This is a genomic window from Aeromonas sp. S19(2024), assembly GCF_041402625.1.
GTDB classification, from domain to species: Bacteria; Pseudomonadota; Gammaproteobacteria; order Enterobacterales; family Aeromonadaceae; genus Aeromonas; species Aeromonas caviae.
In genome coordinates, this window is the sequence record NZ_JBGLQU010000004.1 from 200,529 (window position 1) to 217,383 (window position 16,855).

The following is a 16,855-nucleotide window of genomic DNA, read 5'->3' on the forward strand; positions in this document are numbered from 1 at the left end:
GATATTAACCTCTACAACCAAAGACGATGACGGATGATTACGCGGCCTGCTCGGCCCCCAGCAGATCCAGGAACTCCTGGGGATCCTGGGTGCTGGCCAGACGGTCGACGAGACCGGGCTCATCCAGTGCATTGGTCAGGCGGGTTATGACCTGTATGTGTTCATCGTTGCGGGCGGCAATGCCGATGACCAGGCGCGCCACTTCATCGGCACCCTCGCCGAAGGCGACTCCGGCCGGGTACTGGCAGATGACGATGCCGGTACGCTTCACGTGCTCCTTGGCGGCGATGGTGCCGTGGGGCACGGCGATGGATTCGCCGAGGTAGGTGGAGACCAGCTGTTCGCGCTCCAGCATGGCGTCGACGTAGTCCGGTGCCACATAGCCTCGCTCGGCCAGCAGCTTGCCGGCTGTCACGATGGCCGCTTCCTTGTTCTCGGCCTTGAGGCCCAGGTGCACGTCCTGCAGGCTCAGGGTGAAGACTTCCGGCTCCTGCGGCTCGTAGCTGTCGTCGTTGGCCGCCACCAGCAGTTGCGGGTTGGCGACGTCATCGTTGGCCGCGTTGGCCAGGCTGAGGTTCTGCACCAGCTCCTGATAGAGGGCGTTGTCGAGGAAGTTGGTCAGCGAAATGTGCTGTGCATGCGGCGCATGGCGACGGGCACGGTCGGTGAGATCCTTGTGGGTGATGACCAGATCCACCTGATCGTCCAGGTTGTTGATGGCACGGTTGGTGACGCTGATGTCGAGACCGGCGGCCTGCACCCGCTTGCGCAGCATGCCGGCGCCCATGGCGCTGGAGCCCATGCCCGCATCGCAGGCGACGACGATGTTGCGCACTGCGGTCAGCTCGGTTTCCGGCTTCTTGGCGGCGGTGGTCTCGGGCTTGGCACCCTTCATGGCTTTCATCTTGCGGGTGGCTTCACCCAGGGCATCGGCCTCGTCGGCTTCCGGCTGCTGGGCACGGACGAACACGGCGGCGACCAGGAAGGAGACGGTGGCGGAGGCGACGATGGAGAGCAGCACCCCGATGAGGGAGGCTTTCGGCGTCATCAGCAGCACGGCGAAGATGGAGCCCGGGGAGGCGGGGGAGACCAGACCGGCGTTGAACAGGGTCAGGGTGAAGACCCCGGTCATGCCGCCTGCGATCACCGCCAGGATGAGGCGCGGGTTCATCAGCACGTACGGGAAGTAGATTTCGTGGATGCCGCCGAAGAAGTGGATGATGGACGCACCGGCAGCGGACTGCTTGGCGGCGCCACGGCCGAACACCATGTAGGCCAGCAGCACGCCCATGCCCGGACCCGGGTTGGCTTCGATCAGGAAGAAGATGGAGCGGCCCTGTTCGGTGGCTTGCTGGATCCCGAGCGGCGAGAAGATGCCGTGGTTGATGGCGTTGTTCAGGAACAGGATCTTGGCCGGCTCGACGAAGATGGAGGTGAGGGGCAGCATGTGGTTGTCCACCAGGAAGCCGACACCGCTCGCCAGCACGCCGGAGAGCACCTTGACGAAGGGACCGATGACGAAGAAGGCGAGAATGGCGAGCAACATGCCGATGATGCCGGCGGAGAAGTTGTTCACCAGCATCTCGAAGCCGCTCTTGACGCGACCTTCCATCGCCTTGTCGAAGCGCTTGATGGCCCAGCCACCCAGCGGGCCGACCATCATGGCGCCCATGAACATGGGGATGTCGGTCCCCACGATGACGCCCATGGTGGTGATGGCACCGACCACGGCACCCCGGTCACCCCCGATCAGCTTGCCGCCGGTATAGCCGATGAGCAGCGGCAGCAGGTAGGTGATCATGGGACCGACCAGCTTGGCCAAGGTTTCATTGGGCAGCCAGCCAGTGGGGATGAAGAGGGCGGTGATGAAGCCCCAGGCGATGAAGGCGCCTATGTTGGGCATGACCATATTGGACAGGAAGCGTCCAAAATTCTGTATCTTGACTTTGGTATCCGGTGATAACATGTCGGGACCCCGTTTTAAGCCTGTGTGATTAAAAGTGGTAGTCGGGATGACGAGTTTTGCCGAACTCCCATCCCAGTCGTCTAAGCAACTTCAATCTACCAGCTTGTGATCAAATTAGGCTGAAAACGGGGTGTCTTGTGACCTGGATCTCAAATACCCCGACCTCCCCCCTCCCGGCATAGTGATGACGATCACAGTCAGTCGCTGTATTTCGGCTACATTTCGATCTTCTCGCCTCTGGGTGTCAATTTTTTGTGATTGATGTCTCGTTTTGTGGTTTGCGCAAATACGGTGTCAACGTGACTGTCGTCACAAAATCAAATTTTGCACTCAAATGAGTCATGATTTGTCGCCTCGTATTCGCAAGTAATGACGATGGATATGCCGTAGTTCATCGTTAATCACCAATGAATCATTTATTTTGTAACCCACTTTCAGTTTTTCCCCGAGAGGATCGGTTCCGACAAGGCCTCTTGTGACGCCCGGGTGGCGGATCCTGATCCGCTCCCGTCTCGATCCTCCCTGCCGGTCGCGACGCAGGCTGGGGCCTGCGAGCGGGTCTCCCATTCCGTCTGCCCGCGGAGCGCAGCCATAAAAAAGCCCGCAGGATGCGGGCTTTTGCAGAGCAGACAAGCAGGGGGATCACTGCGCCTTGGGGGCCTCGTCGGCAGGCGCGGCATCGGCCTCGCTGGCAGGGGCCACCGGCGCCGGGCCAGGTACCAGCTCCACCGCCGGCTTGGCGATGAGGGAGCGGGTCTCTTCTACCGCTTCGGTCAGCTTCACCTCGATGATCTGGCCGAGCTCGTAGACCACCTCGGTCTTGTCCAGATAGACGCGGCCGTTGTCCCAGTTGCACTCCAGCCGATCCTTGTTGTCCAGGATATGGCGGGCGGGCATGAAGACCACGGCGCCGTTCTCCTGCAGGCGCAGCTTGAGGCCGGCGCGCATCACGTCGATGATCTCGGCGTTGAACACCTTGTCGGTGCCCGCATCGGCCTTGAGGTAGCGCACATAGAGCCAGTCGCCGATGTCGCGCTCCACCATGCGGTGCAGGCGGCGGCAGGCGGTCAGGTGCTCGGTCAGCTCCAGGCTGGGGCGCTCACCCGGGGTCTTGCCGGCGATAACCGCCTTGAGCAGGCGATGGTTGACCATGTCGCCGTATTTGCGGATGGGGGAGGTCCAGGTGGCGTAGGCATCCAGACCCAGGCCGTAGTGGGCACCCGGCTCGGCGGACATCAGGGCATAGCTCTGGAAGCGGCGGATCTTGCCGTCCAGCCAGCGGGTGTCCAGGTTGTCTATCCAGCGGCGCAGGGCGCAGAAGCCGGAGAGGCTGGCGATCTCTTCCTTCTCGAACGGGGCCTCGGCGGTCTTGAGCAGCTCGATGGCGCCGTCCAGGGACTCCTCGTCAAAGCCGGTGTGGACGTTGAAGATGCCGTAGCCGACCTCTTTGCCCAGCACGCGGCCGGCGCAGATGTTGGCGGCGATCATCGACTCTTCCACCATGCGGTTGGCGATGCGGCGGGGCTCCACGTGGATAGCCAGCACTTCGCCGTCTTCACCCAGCTCGAAGTCGTAGTCGGGTCTGTCCGGGAACACCAGGGCGTGCTCGGTGCGCCACTTGATGCGAGCCTCCGTCATCGCCTTCATCAGGGGCAGCTGGGCCAGGACGCCGGCGTCGATATCCAGCGCTTTGCCGTGCTCGGCCCAGTCGGAGACGTCGTCATAGCTGAGACGGGCATGGGAGACGATGCGGGCGGCGAAGAACTCGGTCTCCTCCAGCAGCAGGCCATCCTCGGCGATGAGCAGACGGGCGCACAGGGTGTTGCGCTCCTTGCCCTCTTTCAGGGAGCAGAGCTCGTCGGAGAGGGTGCGCGGGATCATGGGTACGTTGCGTCCCGGCATGTAGACGGTGAAGGCGCGCTGGGCGGCCTCCTTGTCCAGCTCGCTCCCCTCGGCCACATAGGCGGTCGGGTCGGCGATGGCCACCAGCAGCTCCCAGCCGTTCTCCAGCTTGGTGATGGCCAGGGCATCGTCCATGTCCTTGGTCTTGGCACCGTCGATGGTGAAGAAGGGAACCTGGGTCAGATCCCGGCGGGGCAGCTCTTCCTCTTCGATCACCTTCCACTCCGGCAGGTCCGCCGGTTCAATCTGGGCCAGGCTGTGGCGCGCCAGCACCACCCACCAGGGCACGTTGTGATCTTCCTGGGTGGCGATGAGCTGGGTGATCTCGGCGGAGAAGTTGCCGTCCACCAGGGCATGGCGCTTGAGGGTGGCAACCACCCAGTCCCCTTCCTTGAAGGACTTCTCGTCCAGACCCTTCTTGGCGCGGGCCTTGATGGCGTCCTTGATGAGGGGGTGGTCGGGCACCACGTTGAGGCGGTCGCGGAACATCTTCACGCGGCCGACGAAGCGGGTAACGGCCTGCTCCAGCAGGGCATCCGGCTCGGCCACCTCTTTCTCTTTTTCAGTGCGGATCAGGGCGCTCACCCGGTCACCGTGCATCACCTTCTTCATGTAGGGAGGCGGCACGAAATAGCTGGTCTTCTCATCGACCTCCAGGAAGCCGAAGCCCCGATCGGAGGCGCGGATCACACCCTCTTTCTTGGGGATGTTTTCGCGGATTTGTTGCTTGAGCTGGGCCAGCAGCGGATTGTCTTGGAACATAAATGGGGAACCTGAGTGGAGACCTGATGGTTAATCGCCCAGCACTATACGTTTTTACCCCCCCAAAGCCAAGGTGAATGGCCCCCTCAACGGGGTTGCAGTGCCCGTCGCCCCTGCTGGATCAGGCGCTGGGATATCTGCTTGTGCAGCCCCCGCTCCAGCACCCAGCGGTGCCAGTAGAGCTGCTCGACCAGGTGGTGATCCGGGTTGAGATCGAGCAGGCGCCCCTCTTCCAGTTGCTGGCGGATCTGCAATTCCGGGATGAGGCAGCAGGCCAGCCCCTGCTCCGCCATGGCGACGAAGGCCTCGGAGGATCGCACCGTGTGGCAGGGGTAGCCACCGGGGGGGAGGGCGAAATGACGGGCCATGTAGCTGATGTGCATGTCGTCGCGCTGATCGAAGGCCACCGCCGGCGCCTTGGCCAGGGCCGCCGCCGTGAGGCCGTTGGGGAAGTGGCGGGCGACGAAGGCGGGGCTGGCGGTGAGCAGATAGCGCATCTCGCCGAGTTCGTCGACGCAGCAGCCCGCCAGCGGCTGGGGTTGCAGGCTGACGGCGCCGAACGCCTGCCCCTCGCGCACCCGGTCCAGGGTGCGGCTCTCGTCATCCACCAGCAGGTTCAGCTCGATGGGGTATTGCTCCAGCAGCGGCGCTAGGGCGGGCAGGAACCAGGTGGCCAGGCTGTCGGCATTGACGGCGATGCTGACCCGGATGGGGGCCCTGGGCTCGTCGGGGGAGAGCTCGCCGGCCAGCTCCAGCTCCAGCTGGCGCACCTGGCGATAGTGGGCCAGCAGCTTCTGGCCGAGCCCCGTGGCCTGCAGCGGCTGGCTGCGGATGATGAGCGGCTCCGCAAACTGCTGCTCCAGCTGCTTGATGCGCTGGGAGATGGCGGACTGGGTAATGTGCAGGCGCTGGGCGGCACGCTCGAAGTTTTGCTCCCGGATCACCGCGTCCAGGGCCAGCAGCAGCTTGTAGTCCAGCGTTTTCATCAGCATTCCTTATGAAAAAAGGGAGTTCAGCAAGAATGCTACTCAAGGGAGCGCCAGAGGACAACCTGACCGCCCCCATGGAGGGGGCCCGTGCCCGGGGCCGCCCCTGTGAGATGTGACAGTAGTCCTGACGTGAGATTCATAAGATACTCACCCGGTCCGTTTTTGCATGGGGTGGAAACGGACCATAGCGAGCGTCTTGAATCCCGGGCAGGTCCCGGGACTTTTTTTGCTCAGATGACGGCGAGCAGTGCATCCCCCGCCGGCCGGTAATGGCCCTGCAGGGGGCGATGGACGGCGCGGTCGAAACGCTCGTCCAGGTGGAAGCGGATACCGACTCCGCGCACGGCCCCCAGATCCACCGCCTGGCGATGGCCGAGGCGCTCGATGGGCAGGCCGAGGCGGCGGAAGATGCGCTCCACCGGCAGGCTGACCACGGCCACCAGCTCGCGGATCCCCTGCTCCCTGGCGAAGGCCAGCACCTCGCGGAAGATGACGCAGGTGAGTTCGCTGATGCCGTTATCCAGGCGAGGGGCCCGGTCGGCGTCGATGGCGAGGCGGGTCAGCTCCCACACGTCGTTGCCGCGCGGCGGGGCCTCGCCAGCGAGGGCGGTGGGGAAGATGCTGGGCAGCATGTAATCCTGGGCGCAACTGAGCAGGCGGATGCAGCCGCACAGCCCCTGCTTGTCTTCAATCAGCACCCAGTGGGTGTCGGGCTTGTCGAAGTTGTCCCGCTCCAGGCCACGGCGGGATTCCACGTCCCAACCGAGTCGATCGGAGAAGACGCGGTTGCGAAATCGGTAGAGCTCGTTTTCGACCTCCCATCTGGGGTGTTCTTTCAATTTTCCTTTGAAAACAAGCATTCATGTCTCTCCATTTCATGGTTAGGCGCTATAATCCAAGGCCTTGGCCAGGGGAGGCTTGCCTATGACACGCGACCAACTGCTTGAGTACCTGGAACATTTCACGCTGGTGACCGATGGCAACCGGTTGTCCGAGCTCATCGGCCGCTTCACCCTGGGAATGGGTTACGACTACTACCGCTTCGCCCTCATCCTGCCCATGTCGATGCAAAGGCCCAAGGTGGTGCTGTTCAACCAGTGCCCCGACTCCTGGGTACAGGCCTACACCCTGAACAACATGCTGGCCTGCGATCCCATCATCCAGCTCGCCCGCAGGCAGACCCTGCCCATCTACTGGAACCGGCTGGACGAGAAGGCGCGCTTCCTGCAAGAGGGGAGCATGGATGTGATGGGGCTGGCGGCGGAATTCGGGTTGCGCAACGGCATCTCGTTCCCGCTGCACGGGGCGGCGGGGGAGAACGGCATACTCTCTTTCATCACCCGGGAGCGGGCGTCGAGCGATCTGATGCTGGAGTCCTCGCCCATCCTCTCCTGGATGTCCAACTACATCTTCGAGGCGGCGATCCGGATCGTGCGCCAGAGCATGAGGGAGGACGATCCCCAGGAGCCCCTGACGGAGCGGGAGACCGAGTGCCTGTTCTGGGCCAGCGAAGGGAAGACATCGGGGGAGATCGCCTGCATCCTCGGCATCACGGAGCGCACCGTGAACTACCACCTCAATCAGGTCACCCGCAAGACGGGGTCGATGAACCGCTACCAGGCCATCGCCAAGGGGGTGAGTAGCGGCATCCTGCTGCCGAACCTGGAGCAGGTGGTGGTCACCAACTTCCCCTCCCTGCTGCAGTGAATACAGGCCCGGCGGCACCGGCTCGTCGCCTGGCATCCCCTCTGTCGCCATCACCGCTGTCCTGCGCCGTCCCATCCTGCCGCCGATTCTCGGGGCGGGGCTGTGACCCCACAATTGTCAGATCCTGCAATTGACAACCTTCTTTGTGTGGTTTCGGCCCGGTTATCATCAGTTTTATGAATGCATCAGAAAATGAATGAATTTCTCTGATTACCCGCGCCCCCTTATAGTGCGTTTCTCTCTTTCACAGGAACGCCTCCCCATGTTCGCCACCACCCTGCAAGGCTTTACCCTCGGCCTTGCCATGATCATCCCCATCGGGGCCCAGAATGCCTTCGTGCTGAGCCGGGGCATTCACCGCAACCACCACCTGCTGACGGCGACCCTCTGCTGCCTGTGCGATCTCGTGCTGATCGGCATCGGGGTGTTCGGCGGGGCCAACCTGCTGGCGGCCAGCCCGATCGGCCTGGCCCTGCTGACCTGGGGCGGCGTGCTCTTCCTCGGCTGGTTCGGGGTGCGCTCCCTGCGCAGTGCCTGGCGCGGCCAGGAGGCGGCCCTGGCGGACTCGCCCCGGTTGATGGGGGTCAAGAGCGTGCTGGCCATGACCCTCGGAGTGACCCTGCTCAATCCCCACGTCTACCTGGATACCCTGATGCTGCTTGGTTCCTTCGGCAGCCAGTTTGCCGAGGAGCTCAGACCCGCCTTCGCGGCGGGGGCCATGCTGGCTTCTCTGGTCTGGTTCTACGGACTGGCGTTCGGGGCGGCGGCACTCTCCCCCTGGCTTGCCCGGGGCCGGGTGCAGCAAGCCATTGATCTTGTTGTAGGTCTCATCATGCTGGTGCTGGCGGCCAAGCTGGCATTGGGTGCCATACCGGCCTCGTGAGGCTATTTTTGTGCCGGGCTTCATAAAAATGAGTCCCGGTGCCATCTGCTGACATATTCGTCTGTTAAATTCCCGGCGCTGGTAAAGCGTTACTCATAATAAAAGGGAAAAAACAGTGAATAACACCATGAAGCTGGGGGCTATTGCCGCCATCGTGCTGCTGTCTGCCTGCAGCAACGAGAATGACAGCAAGGCGCAGCCGGGGACCGTCTCCCTGCGCCTGATCCAGACCTCTGATATCCACTCCAACGTGCTGGGCTACGACTACTACCAGAACAAGGAGGATCGCAAGTTCGGCCTCTCCCGCACCGCCCTGCTGATCCGCGCCGCCCGCGCCGAGAACCCCAACAACCTGCTGCTCGACAACGGTGACCTCATTCAGGGCACGCCGCTGGCGGACTACATCTTCGAGCAGTCCGGTGCCGGCTACCTCGAGAAGCAGGCGCACCCGGTGTTCAAGGCGATGAACGAGCTGGGCTACGACGCGGGCAACCTGGGCAACCACGAGTTCAACTACGGCCTGGACTACCTTGGCAAGGTGCTGGCGGGGGCCGAGTTCCCCTATGTGAACGCCAACGTGTTCGAGGCGGGGGCCTTCAAGCGCGATGCCAAGGGACAGATTGACTGGAGCGGCAACAAGTTCACCCCCTATCTGCTGCTGGAGCGCGAGGTGACCGATGACAAGGGCCAGCGCCAGCGCGTCAAGGTGGGCATCCTGGGTCTGACCCCGCCCCAGGTGCTGCAGTGGGACAAGCGCCATCTGGAGGGCAAGGTGGTGGTGGCCGACATGGTCGAGACCGCCAATCACTATGTGCCCGAGCTGCGCGCCAAGGGCGCCGACATCGTGGTGGTGGTGGCTCACACCGGCATCAATGCCAGCAGCTACGAGGCCATGATGGAGAACTCCGCCTGGCATCTGGCCAAGGTGAAGGGGGTGGACGCCCTGATGCTGGGCCACGCCCACAAGAACTTCCCCGGGGACTTCCCGGATCTGCCGGAGGTGGACAACCAGGCCGGTACCCTGAGCGGCATCCCCACCGTGATGCCCGGCTACTGGGGCAACCACCTCGGCATCATCGACCTCAAGCTGGAACAGGTGGACGGCAAGTGGCAGGTGAAGCAGAGCCAGGCCAGCCTGCGCAAGATAGACGCCAGCGAGGGCAGTGCGGTGGATCAGCGGGTGGTGGACCTGGTGCAGGCGGATCACGACGCCACCAACCAGTGGCTGGACGAGCCGCTCGGCAAGATCACCTCCCCCATCCACAGCTTCTTCGCCCTGGTGCAGGACGACCCCTCGGTGCAGCTGGTGAGCGATGCCCAGCGCCGCCACGCGGAGCAGTTGCAACAAGACGGCCTGCTCAAGGAGTCCTACCCCATCCTGTCGGTGGCGGCCCCCTTCCGTGGCGGTCGCAACGGCATCAACGACTTTACCTACGTGGCCCAGGGTGACATCTCCCTGCGCAACGTCTCCGACCTCTACATTTATCCGAACACCCTGCAGGTGGTCGAGGTGAACGGGGCCACCGTCAAGGAGTGGCTGGAGATGAGCGCCGGCCAGTTCAACCAGATCGACACCGGCAAGACAGAGGTGCAGTGGCTGGTGAACGAGAGCTTCCCCACCTACAACTTCGATGTGATTGACGGGGTCAACTACGAGGTGGACATCACCCAGCCGGCCCGCTACAGCAAGGACGGGGTCAAGGTGAGCGACGGCCAGCGCATCAGCGGCCTCACCTTCAACGGCCAGCCCGTGGACCCGGCCCAGAAGTTCTACGTGGTGACCAACAACTACCGCGCCAGCGGCGGCGGCCACTTCCCGGGCATCGACGGCAGCAACATCGTCCATGAAGATCCCTTCGAGACGCGGGAGATCATCGCCCAGTACCTGAAGGCCCAGTCTGCGGACAACCCGGCTGGCTTCAGCCCGGCGGCCAACAACAACTGGCACATGAAGCCCCTGCCCGCCAACGTGGACGTGCGCCTCTACTCCTCGCCGACCGACGAGGCCAAGGCCCTGGCGGGGGCGGATCTGTCGTACCAGTCCACCCTGCCGATGGATGACGCCAAGCACCCCGGCTACGCCATCTACCGCCTGATCCGCCAGTAAGGCAGACGCTGGCAGCCAACAAAAAAGCCCTCGCAGTGCGAGGGCTTTTTCATGGGGCGCGGTGCCATCCTGTCCTGTCGTCTGGACTTGCCCGGTCGACGGGGCGGGAGGGCATCAGTAGTAGCCGGGATCGTCCGGATTGGGGCGGGTCTTGAAGCGGCGGTGCAGCCACATGTACTGCTCCGGCGCCTTGCGCACGGCGGCTTCAATTTCGCGGTTGGCGCGGCTGGCATCCGCCATGTCGTCACCGCTCGGGTAGTCCGCGAGCGGGGCCCCGATATGCAGGGTGTAGCCCTCCCGGGTGCGGATGTTGTAGCAGGGCAGGGTGACGGTGTTCTTCACACGGGCCAGGGTGGCGGTCCCCGTGATGGTGGCGGCCTGCTCCACCGCGAAGTAGGGCACGAAGACGCTGGCATGGCTGCCGTAGTCGTGATCCGGTGCATACCAGAGGGCGTCGCCGTTGCGCAGCGCCTTGATCATCCCCTTCACGTCCATCCGGTCCACCAGGTATTTGTTGGAGGCGCAGCGACCGTGGTACTGGGCGTACTCCAGCACCGGATTGGTGTTGGGGCGATAGACACCGACCCCGGGGCGCACCAGGCCGAAGCAGCGGGCATTGAGCTCCAGCGTCAGGAAGTGGCAGGAGAGCAGCAGCATCCCCTGGCCCTTCTCCATGGCGTTGATGACGTGCTCTTCCCCTTCCACCTTCATCAGGCGGCGCATCCGCCAGTCTGGCCAGAACCAGGCCATGCCCACCTCGAAGATGGCGCAACCCACGCTCTCGAAGTTCTGCACCAGGAGGGCTTCGCGCTCATCCCGGCTGAGCTCGGGCATCGCCAGCTCCAGGTTGCGGCGGGCAATCTTGACGCGGGATTTCAGCAGTTTGCGGGCCAGGGTGCCGAGCTGGCGGCCCAGCCACATCTGGCTGCGCCAGGGCAGCAACACCAGCAGCCAGAGCAGGGAGAGGCCCAGCCAGCTCCCCCAGTAACGGGGATGGAACAGACGGGGTTCGAGGCGGGGAGCGTGTTCTTGGGCCATGAAGAGTCTCTTGTTCGCAAAGGCAAAGGGGGGAGTCCGACCGAACCGGGGGGCCTGTGTGGGGTGGCCCGGCGCGGATGCGGTCACTCGCATGTGGAGGATTCTATCCGAAAAGCGGGGGCGGGCGCGAATCGCCGTCATCTGGTCAGAGGGGGCGTCAGGGGGCAGGGCCGTGCTTTTTTCACGCCCCGGAAAAGAGTGTGATAAAATCGGCCGCTGAATTTTTCAGGTTTTGAGAGCCGATACAGATGAAAATCACCCTGCCCGAGTTTGAAAAAGCCCGCATCCTGGTCGTTGGCGATGTCATGTTGGATCGCTACTGGCATGGCCCTACCGGCCGGATCTCCCCCGAGGCACCGGTCCCCGTGGTCAAGGTCGAGCACATCGAGGAGCGTCCGGGTGGCGCCGCCAACGTGGCGCTCAACTCCGCCGCCCTCGGCGCCCAGGCCGTGCTGCTGGGCCTGACCGGTCAGGATGAAGCCGCCGATGCCCTCGCCAGCCAGATGGCCGGGGTCAAGGTGGCTTGTGATTTCGTGCGCCTGACCGACTATCCGACCATCACCAAGCTGCGGGTGCTGTCCCGCAACCAGCAGCTGCTGCGCCTCGACTTCGAAGAGGCCTTCCACGACGTGGATGCCAGCCTGCTGATGGGCAAGGTGGAGCAGGCGCTGCCCCAGGCGGACGTGATGATCCTCTCCGACTACGGCAAGGGCGCCCTCAACGATGTGCCCGGCATGATCCGGCGTGCCCGCGCCGCCGGTATCCCCGTGCTGGTCGACCCCAAGGGGACCGATTTCGAGAAGTACCGCGGTGCCACCCTGCTGACCCCCAACATGTCCGAGTTCGAGGCCGTGGTGGGTAAGGTGAAGGGGGAAGAAGACTTGGTCGCCAGGGGGCTGGAGCTGGTCAAGCGCTTCGAGCTGGACGCCCTGCTGGTCACCCGTTCCGAGAACGGCATGACCCTGATCCGCGAAGGGCAGCCCGAGCTGCACCTGCCGGCCCAGGCCCACGAGGTCTATGACGTCACCGGTGCCGGTGACACCGTCATCTCCACCCTGGCGACTTCCCTTGCCGCAGGCAAGAGTCTGGATGAGGCCTGCGCCCTGGCCAACACCGCCGCCGGCATCGTGGTCGGCAAGCTGGGGACCTCCACCGTGAGCCCGGTGGAGCTGGCCAACGCCCTCTACACCGAGCAGGAGACCGGTTTTGGCGTCATGTCCGAGGCCCAGCTCAAGGTGGCCGTCCAGGCCGCCCGTCTGCGCGGCGAGAAGGTGGTGATGACCAACGGCTGCTTCGACATTCTGCACGCGGGTCATGTCTCCTATCTGGCCAATGCGGGCAAGCTGGGGGATCGCCTGATCGTGGCGGTGAACACCGACGAGTCCGTGCGTCGCCTCAAGGGGCCGGGTCGCCCGGTCAACCCGACCGAGCGCCGTATGACTGTGCTGGCGGCCCTGGGTGCCGTGGACTGGGTGGTCCCCTTCAGCGAAGACACTCCCCAGCGTCTGATCGCCGAGATCCTGCCAGACCTCCTGGTCAAGGGGGGCGACTACAAGCCCGAAGAGATCGCCGGTTACGCCGAGGTGACCGCCAATGGCGGCGAGGTGCGAGTGCTGAACTTCGAGGACGGCTGCTCCACCACCGACATCATCAAGACCATCCGCGAACGCGGATAAGCGTAAAACCCGGCCAAGGCCGGGTTTTTTGATGGGGCTGCCGGGTCGGTGACATGACCGCTGCCTGGCAGGCCCCGACCAACGCACTTCCAGCGGCGAACAGAGATGAAAAAGGCGACCCCGGGGTCGCCTTTTCTCATGGTGTGCGCATGGCTCAGGACTTCTTGGTGACCTGGGCGGCGGGCATCAGACCCTGGTTCACCTCTTCCAGATCCTTCTGCTCCAGGATGCCGGCGGCCTGCTTGAGGGAGAGGATGCTGAGGATGTAGTTGTAGCGGGCCTCGGAGAGCTTCTGCTTGGCCTGATACAGCTTGCGGGTGGAGTCCAGCACGTCGACGATGGTGCGGGTACCCACCTCGTAACCGGCTTCGGTCGCCTTCAGGGCGCTGTCGGCGGAGATGACGGACTGGCTGTAGGCGCGGACCGAGCCGATGCTGGCGTTCACGTTGTTGTAGGAGGAGCGGACCGTGCTCTGCACCGAGCGGAAGCTGCGCTCGAGCTGTTCGCTGGCAGCCACGTAGTTGAACTGTGCCTGCTTGACCTGGGAGGTGGTGGCCCCGCCGGTGTAGATGGGCAGCTTGAAGTTCAGGCCGATGTTGCCCTGATTGCTGTTGCTCTCGGGGTTGCGGATCTCGTCCTTGTAATCGTTGTAACCGGCGTTCAGGCCGGCGCCCAGATCCAGGGTCGGTTCATGACCGGTCTTGGCCAGATCGATCTGCTCCTTGGCGATGTCCTTGCCGATGCGGGCGCTGTGCAGCTCCAGGTTCTTGTCCAGAGCCAGCTCCAGCCACTTGTCGGAGTTGAACGCGGTCTTCTGCGGGCTGAAGCGATCGGTGTTGAGTACGTCCAGTTGACGGTGGTCGATACCGGTCAGCTCGCGCAGGCTCTCGTAGCTGTTGTCCAGGGTGTTCTCGGCATTGATCTCGTCCGCCAGCGCCTGATCGCGCTCGGCCTCGGCTTCGTGCACGTCGGTGATGGCGGTCAGGCCCACTTCGAAGCGCTGCTGGGTCTGTTCAAGCTGACGCTCGACCGCGGTCTTGTTGGCACGCACGAATTCCAGGGTATCCATGGCCTTGAGCACGTCGAAGTAGGCCTGGGCGGTACGCAGCATCAGGTTCTGGTACTCGAGGTTGTAGGCCACGTCGGACTGGGTGGCGCTCTTCTCGGTCAGATCCAGGTTGACCCAGTTGCTGCGACGGTAGATGGATTGATCCAGGGTCACGGAGCCGGTAGCGCCCGTGTTGGTCATGGTGTCGTTCTTGTTTTGCAGGTAGTTCAGGCCGGCGCCCAGGTTGATCTGGGGCAGCAGGGCTGCACGGGATTCGTTGATCTTCTCGAAGGCCTGGTCCCGCTTGGCCTTGGATTCCAGCAGCTGGGTGTCCTTGATCTGGGCCTGTTGGTAAATATCGAGCAGGTTTTCGGCATGAGCGGCGCCGCTCACACCCAGCATCACCATGACTGACAAGAGTGTTCTTTTCATATGATAGTTTTAACCTTTTGTATCAACCCAAAGCTGTCCGCTGGATGAAGGGGGGATTGTCACCGACCAAGCTTGATTTCAGCTTAACCACTCTACTATAAGCAGATTTCATTGCGAACTGTCTCTTTTCCAGCTGCGGAAACGTCAAGGTCCGGGGCGAGTTTTCTCGGCAACGCGCCTAGCCAAATGCCCTGTGGCTGCTAAAATCCTTCCCTCATCGTCGGCGAGAGCGAGTGAATGAATGTTCATTCATGCCCCCGAATATTATGGTCAAACCAAGCCAAGTCAAGCTGGCAGGAGTCTCGAATGTCACAGCAAGCCTTGCCTCAAACCTGCCACTACTCCAGCGATGATGTGAAAATCATTGAAAAATCAGCTGGATATAATGGCTTCTTCAAGGTGAATGTCTACCGCCTGCAACACAGGCTGTTTGCCGGTGGCTGGAACGCCCCCATCGTCCGGGAACTGTTCGAACGTGGCCATGCCGCCGCCCTGCTGCCTTATGATCCGGTGCGGGACGAGATCGTGCTGGTGGAGCAGTTTCGCATCGGCGCCATGGAGACCAGCGCCACCCCCTGGCTGCTGGAGCTGGTGGCCGGCATCATCGATGAAGGGGAGACCGCCGAGGCAGTGGTGCGGCGCGAAGCGGTGGAAGAGGCAGGGATCGAGGTGGGACGCTGCGAACACGCCATCAGCTATCTGGTGAGCCCGGGTGGCAGCACCGAGCGCATCGAGGTGTTCGTGGGCGAGGTGGATGCCAGTCAGGCCAAGGGGATCCACGGTCTGGCGGAAGAGGGGGAAGACATCCGGGTCCACGTGGTGAGCCGCGAGCAGGCCTATGCCTGGCTCAAAGAGGGGCGCATCGACAATGCCGCCTCCGTCATCGCCCTGCAGTGGCTGGCCCTGAATCACGGCGAGCTGCGGGCACGCTGGCTGGCGGGGCGCTGAGGTGACGCTCGTTCAGGCCCGGGTCAGGTGCCCTGTGTCCGACTGGAACACTGTGCAGTGGGTCCAGCCTTCATGGACCCTGATTGAGGGAGCCGCGACATGTCATTAGTCCAGAGCCCGATGAAGCGCTATGTGCCTGATTTGATGTCCTTGCAGCGTACCTGCGAGGTCAACTACATGGCGCTGATGAAACTGTTGCCGCCCGGTGGCAGCGTGGGTGCCGAGCGCCGCTATCAGGTCGGCAACGGCCTGCAGTTCCAGCTCACGGTGACCGAGGAGAGCCGCTTCACCAGCCAGGTGATCCTGGCCCAGCACAACCCCGAATTGCCGAGCTACTTGCAAGCCCGGATAGAGATTCGTTTGTATCATGATGTGCGAATGGCGGAAGTGTGTGCGGCGCAACAGATTTCAATGTTGCAACCACGTTATGATTATCCCAATCAAAAAATGCATCACAGGGATGAAAAGGAGCAGGTAAATCTATTCTTGGCCGATTGGTTGAGATTTTGTCTCAAACACGGCACCAGCCTGATTAACATCCTCTAGTCGAACCCATAAAAAAGAAGCGTGATTTTGGAAACAGAGCTACCTCAGGCGCCGGACGGCAGTGTGCGCCTGTTACAGATTACCGATACCCATCTCTTCGCCAGTGCCGAGGGGCGGCTGCTGGCCGTGCCCACGGCGCAGAGTCTGGCCGCCGTGCTGGAGCGGGTGCAGGCCAACGAGCACCCGTTCGATCTCATCCTCGCCACCGGGGATCTTTCCCAGGATCACAGCCCGGAGTCCTACCAGCGCTTCGCCTCCATGATGGCGCCCCTGGCTCGCCCCATCTACTGGTTGCCCGGCAACCACGACGACGGCCCCCTGATGACCGAATACCTCCATGCGGCCGGCATCAGCGAGGCCAAGCAACTGGTGGGGGATCACTGGCAGGTGATCCTGCTGGATACCCAGGTGCGCGGCAAACCCCACGGGGTGCTGGGGGATCACCAGCTGGCGGCCCTGGATCAGGCCCTGCGCCAGCATCCCGAGCGCCATGCCCTCATCGCCCTGCACCATCAGGCGGTGCCGGTGGGCTGCGCCTGGCTGGATCAGCACAACCTCAAGAATGCCGACGACCTGTTCGCCGTGCTGGCCCGCCACCCGCAGCAGAAGACCATCCTGTTCGGCCACGTCCATCAGGAGTTTGACGAGGTGCACCACGGAGTGCGGCTCATCGCCAGCCCCTCTACCTGCATCCAGTTCAAGCCGCTCTCCGACGGTTTCGCACTGGACGAATCCGGCCCGGGCTGGCGCTATCTCACCCTGCACCCGGATGGCCGGGTGGCGAGCCAGGTGTGGCGCCTGCCGCTGGGGCAGTTCGTGCCCGACCCCAATGCCACCGGTTACTGAGGCGT

13 protein-coding genes are annotated in these 16,855 nt (G+C 63.1%); 7 read left to right on the plus strand and 6 right to left on the minus strand.

Features of this window, described 5'->3' with window-relative positions:
- Positions 1 to 37: 37 nt before the first annotated feature.
- The 4 genes from ACB037_RS10460 to ACB037_RS10475 form a co-directional block, all read right to left on the minus strand.
- Entirely contained in the window at positions 38 to 1,966 is a 1,929-nt protein-coding gene (locus tag ACB037_RS10460) for a PTS mannitol transporter subunit IICBA (protein ID WP_128313829.1), read from the minus strand.
- Positions 1,967 to 2,608: 642 nt separating this feature from the next.
- On the minus strand, positions 2,609 to 4,630 hold the full coding sequence (locus ACB037_RS10465; RefSeq protein ID WP_371175314.1) for an exoribonuclease II: 2,022 nt from the start codon (positions 4,628 to 4,630) through the stop codon (positions 2,609 to 2,611).
- Positions 4,631 to 4,716: 86 nt separating this feature from the next.
- A complete protein-coding gene (locus ACB037_RS10470) occupies positions 4,717 to 5,616 on the minus strand; it encodes a LysR family transcriptional regulator ArgP (RefSeq protein ID WP_010672764.1) in 900 nt (299 codons plus the stop codon).
- Positions 5,617 to 5,849: 233 nt separating this feature from the next.
- Entirely contained in the window at positions 5,850 to 6,479 is a 630-nt protein-coding gene (locus tag ACB037_RS10475; RefSeq protein ID WP_239052851.1) for an acyl-homoserine-lactone synthase, read from the minus strand.
- Between the two features lie 64 nt (positions 6,480 to 6,543).
- Here ACB037_RS10475 and ACB037_RS10480 point away from each other — a divergent pair, with 64 nt between their 5' ends.
- The 3 genes from ACB037_RS10480 (at position 6,544) to ACB037_RS10490 (ending at position 10,316) form a co-directional block, all read left to right on the plus strand.
- Positions 6,544 to 7,326: a LuxR family transcriptional regulator gene (locus tag ACB037_RS10480; protein WP_010672766.1), complete on the plus strand. Its 783-nt coding sequence runs from the start codon at positions 6,544 to 6,546 to the stop codon at positions 7,324 to 7,326.
- Positions 7,327 to 7,588: 262 nt separating this feature from the next.
- Positions 7,589 to 8,209 (plus strand): L-lysine exporter, encoded by a 621-nt coding sequence (gene lysE / locus ACB037_RS10485; RefSeq protein WP_039039761.1) that lies wholly within the window; start codon positions 7,589 to 7,591, stop codon positions 8,207 to 8,209.
- A 127-nt stretch (positions 8,210 to 8,336) separates the two neighbouring features.
- Positions 8,337 to 10,316 carry a bifunctional 2',3'-cyclic-nucleotide 2'-phosphodiesterase/3'-nucleotidase gene (locus ACB037_RS10490; RefSeq protein ID WP_371175347.1) on the plus strand — a complete coding sequence of 660 codons (1,980 nt, stop codon included), beginning with the start codon at positions 8,337 to 8,339 and terminating at the stop codon, positions 10,314 to 10,316.
- Positions 10,317 to 10,430: 114 nt separating this feature from the next.
- Here the strand turns inward: ACB037_RS10490 and lpxL are convergent, their stop codons facing one another.
- The gene (lpxL, locus tag ACB037_RS10495) at positions 10,431 to 11,354 is read right to left on the minus strand and encodes an LpxL/LpxP family Kdo(2)-lipid IV(A) lauroyl/palmitoleoyl acyltransferase (RefSeq protein ID WP_010672769.1); all 924 of its coding nucleotides are present in this window, start codon (positions 11,352 to 11,354) and stop codon (positions 10,431 to 10,433) included.
- 248 nt (positions 11,355 to 11,602) lie between these two features.
- On the opposite strand from lpxL, the gene hldE reads away from it, so the two are divergent.
- Positions 11,603 to 13,030 (plus strand): bifunctional D-glycero-beta-D-manno-heptose-7-phosphate kinase/D-glycero-beta-D-manno-heptose 1-phosphate adenylyltransferase HldE, encoded by a 1,428-nt coding sequence (gene hldE / locus ACB037_RS10500; RefSeq protein ID WP_039039759.1) that lies wholly within the window; start codon positions 11,603 to 11,605, stop codon positions 13,028 to 13,030.
- 154 nt (positions 13,031 to 13,184) lie between these two features.
- Here the strand turns inward: hldE and tolC are convergent, their stop codons facing one another.
- Positions 13,185 to 14,510 carry an outer membrane channel protein TolC gene (tolC, locus tag ACB037_RS10505; protein WP_029313618.1) on the minus strand — a complete coding sequence of 442 codons (1,326 nt, stop codon included), beginning with the start codon at positions 14,508 to 14,510 and terminating at the stop codon, positions 13,185 to 13,187.
- 306 nt (positions 14,511 to 14,816) lie between these two features.
- On the opposite strand from tolC, the gene nudF reads away from it, so the two are divergent.
- The 3 genes from nudF (at position 14,817) to cpdA (ending at position 16,850) form a co-directional block, all read left to right on the plus strand.
- Complete coding sequence (gene nudF, locus ACB037_RS10510; RefSeq protein ID WP_010672772.1) at positions 14,817 to 15,458, plus strand: ADP-ribose diphosphatase; 642 nt, start codon at positions 14,817 to 14,819, stop codon at positions 15,456 to 15,458.
- Positions 15,459 to 15,557: 99 nt separating this feature from the next.
- Positions 15,558 to 16,004 carry a DUF1249 domain-containing protein gene (locus tag ACB037_RS10515; protein ID WP_039039758.1) on the plus strand — a complete coding sequence of 149 codons (447 nt, stop codon included), beginning with the start codon at positions 15,558 to 15,560 and terminating at the stop codon, positions 16,002 to 16,004.
- Positions 16,005 to 16,031: 27 nt separating this feature from the next.
- A complete protein-coding gene (gene cpdA / locus ACB037_RS10520; RefSeq protein WP_039039757.1) occupies positions 16,032 to 16,850 on the plus strand; it encodes a 3',5'-cyclic-AMP phosphodiesterase in 819 nt (272 codons plus the stop codon).
- Positions 16,851 to 16,855: the final 5 nt, after the last annotated feature.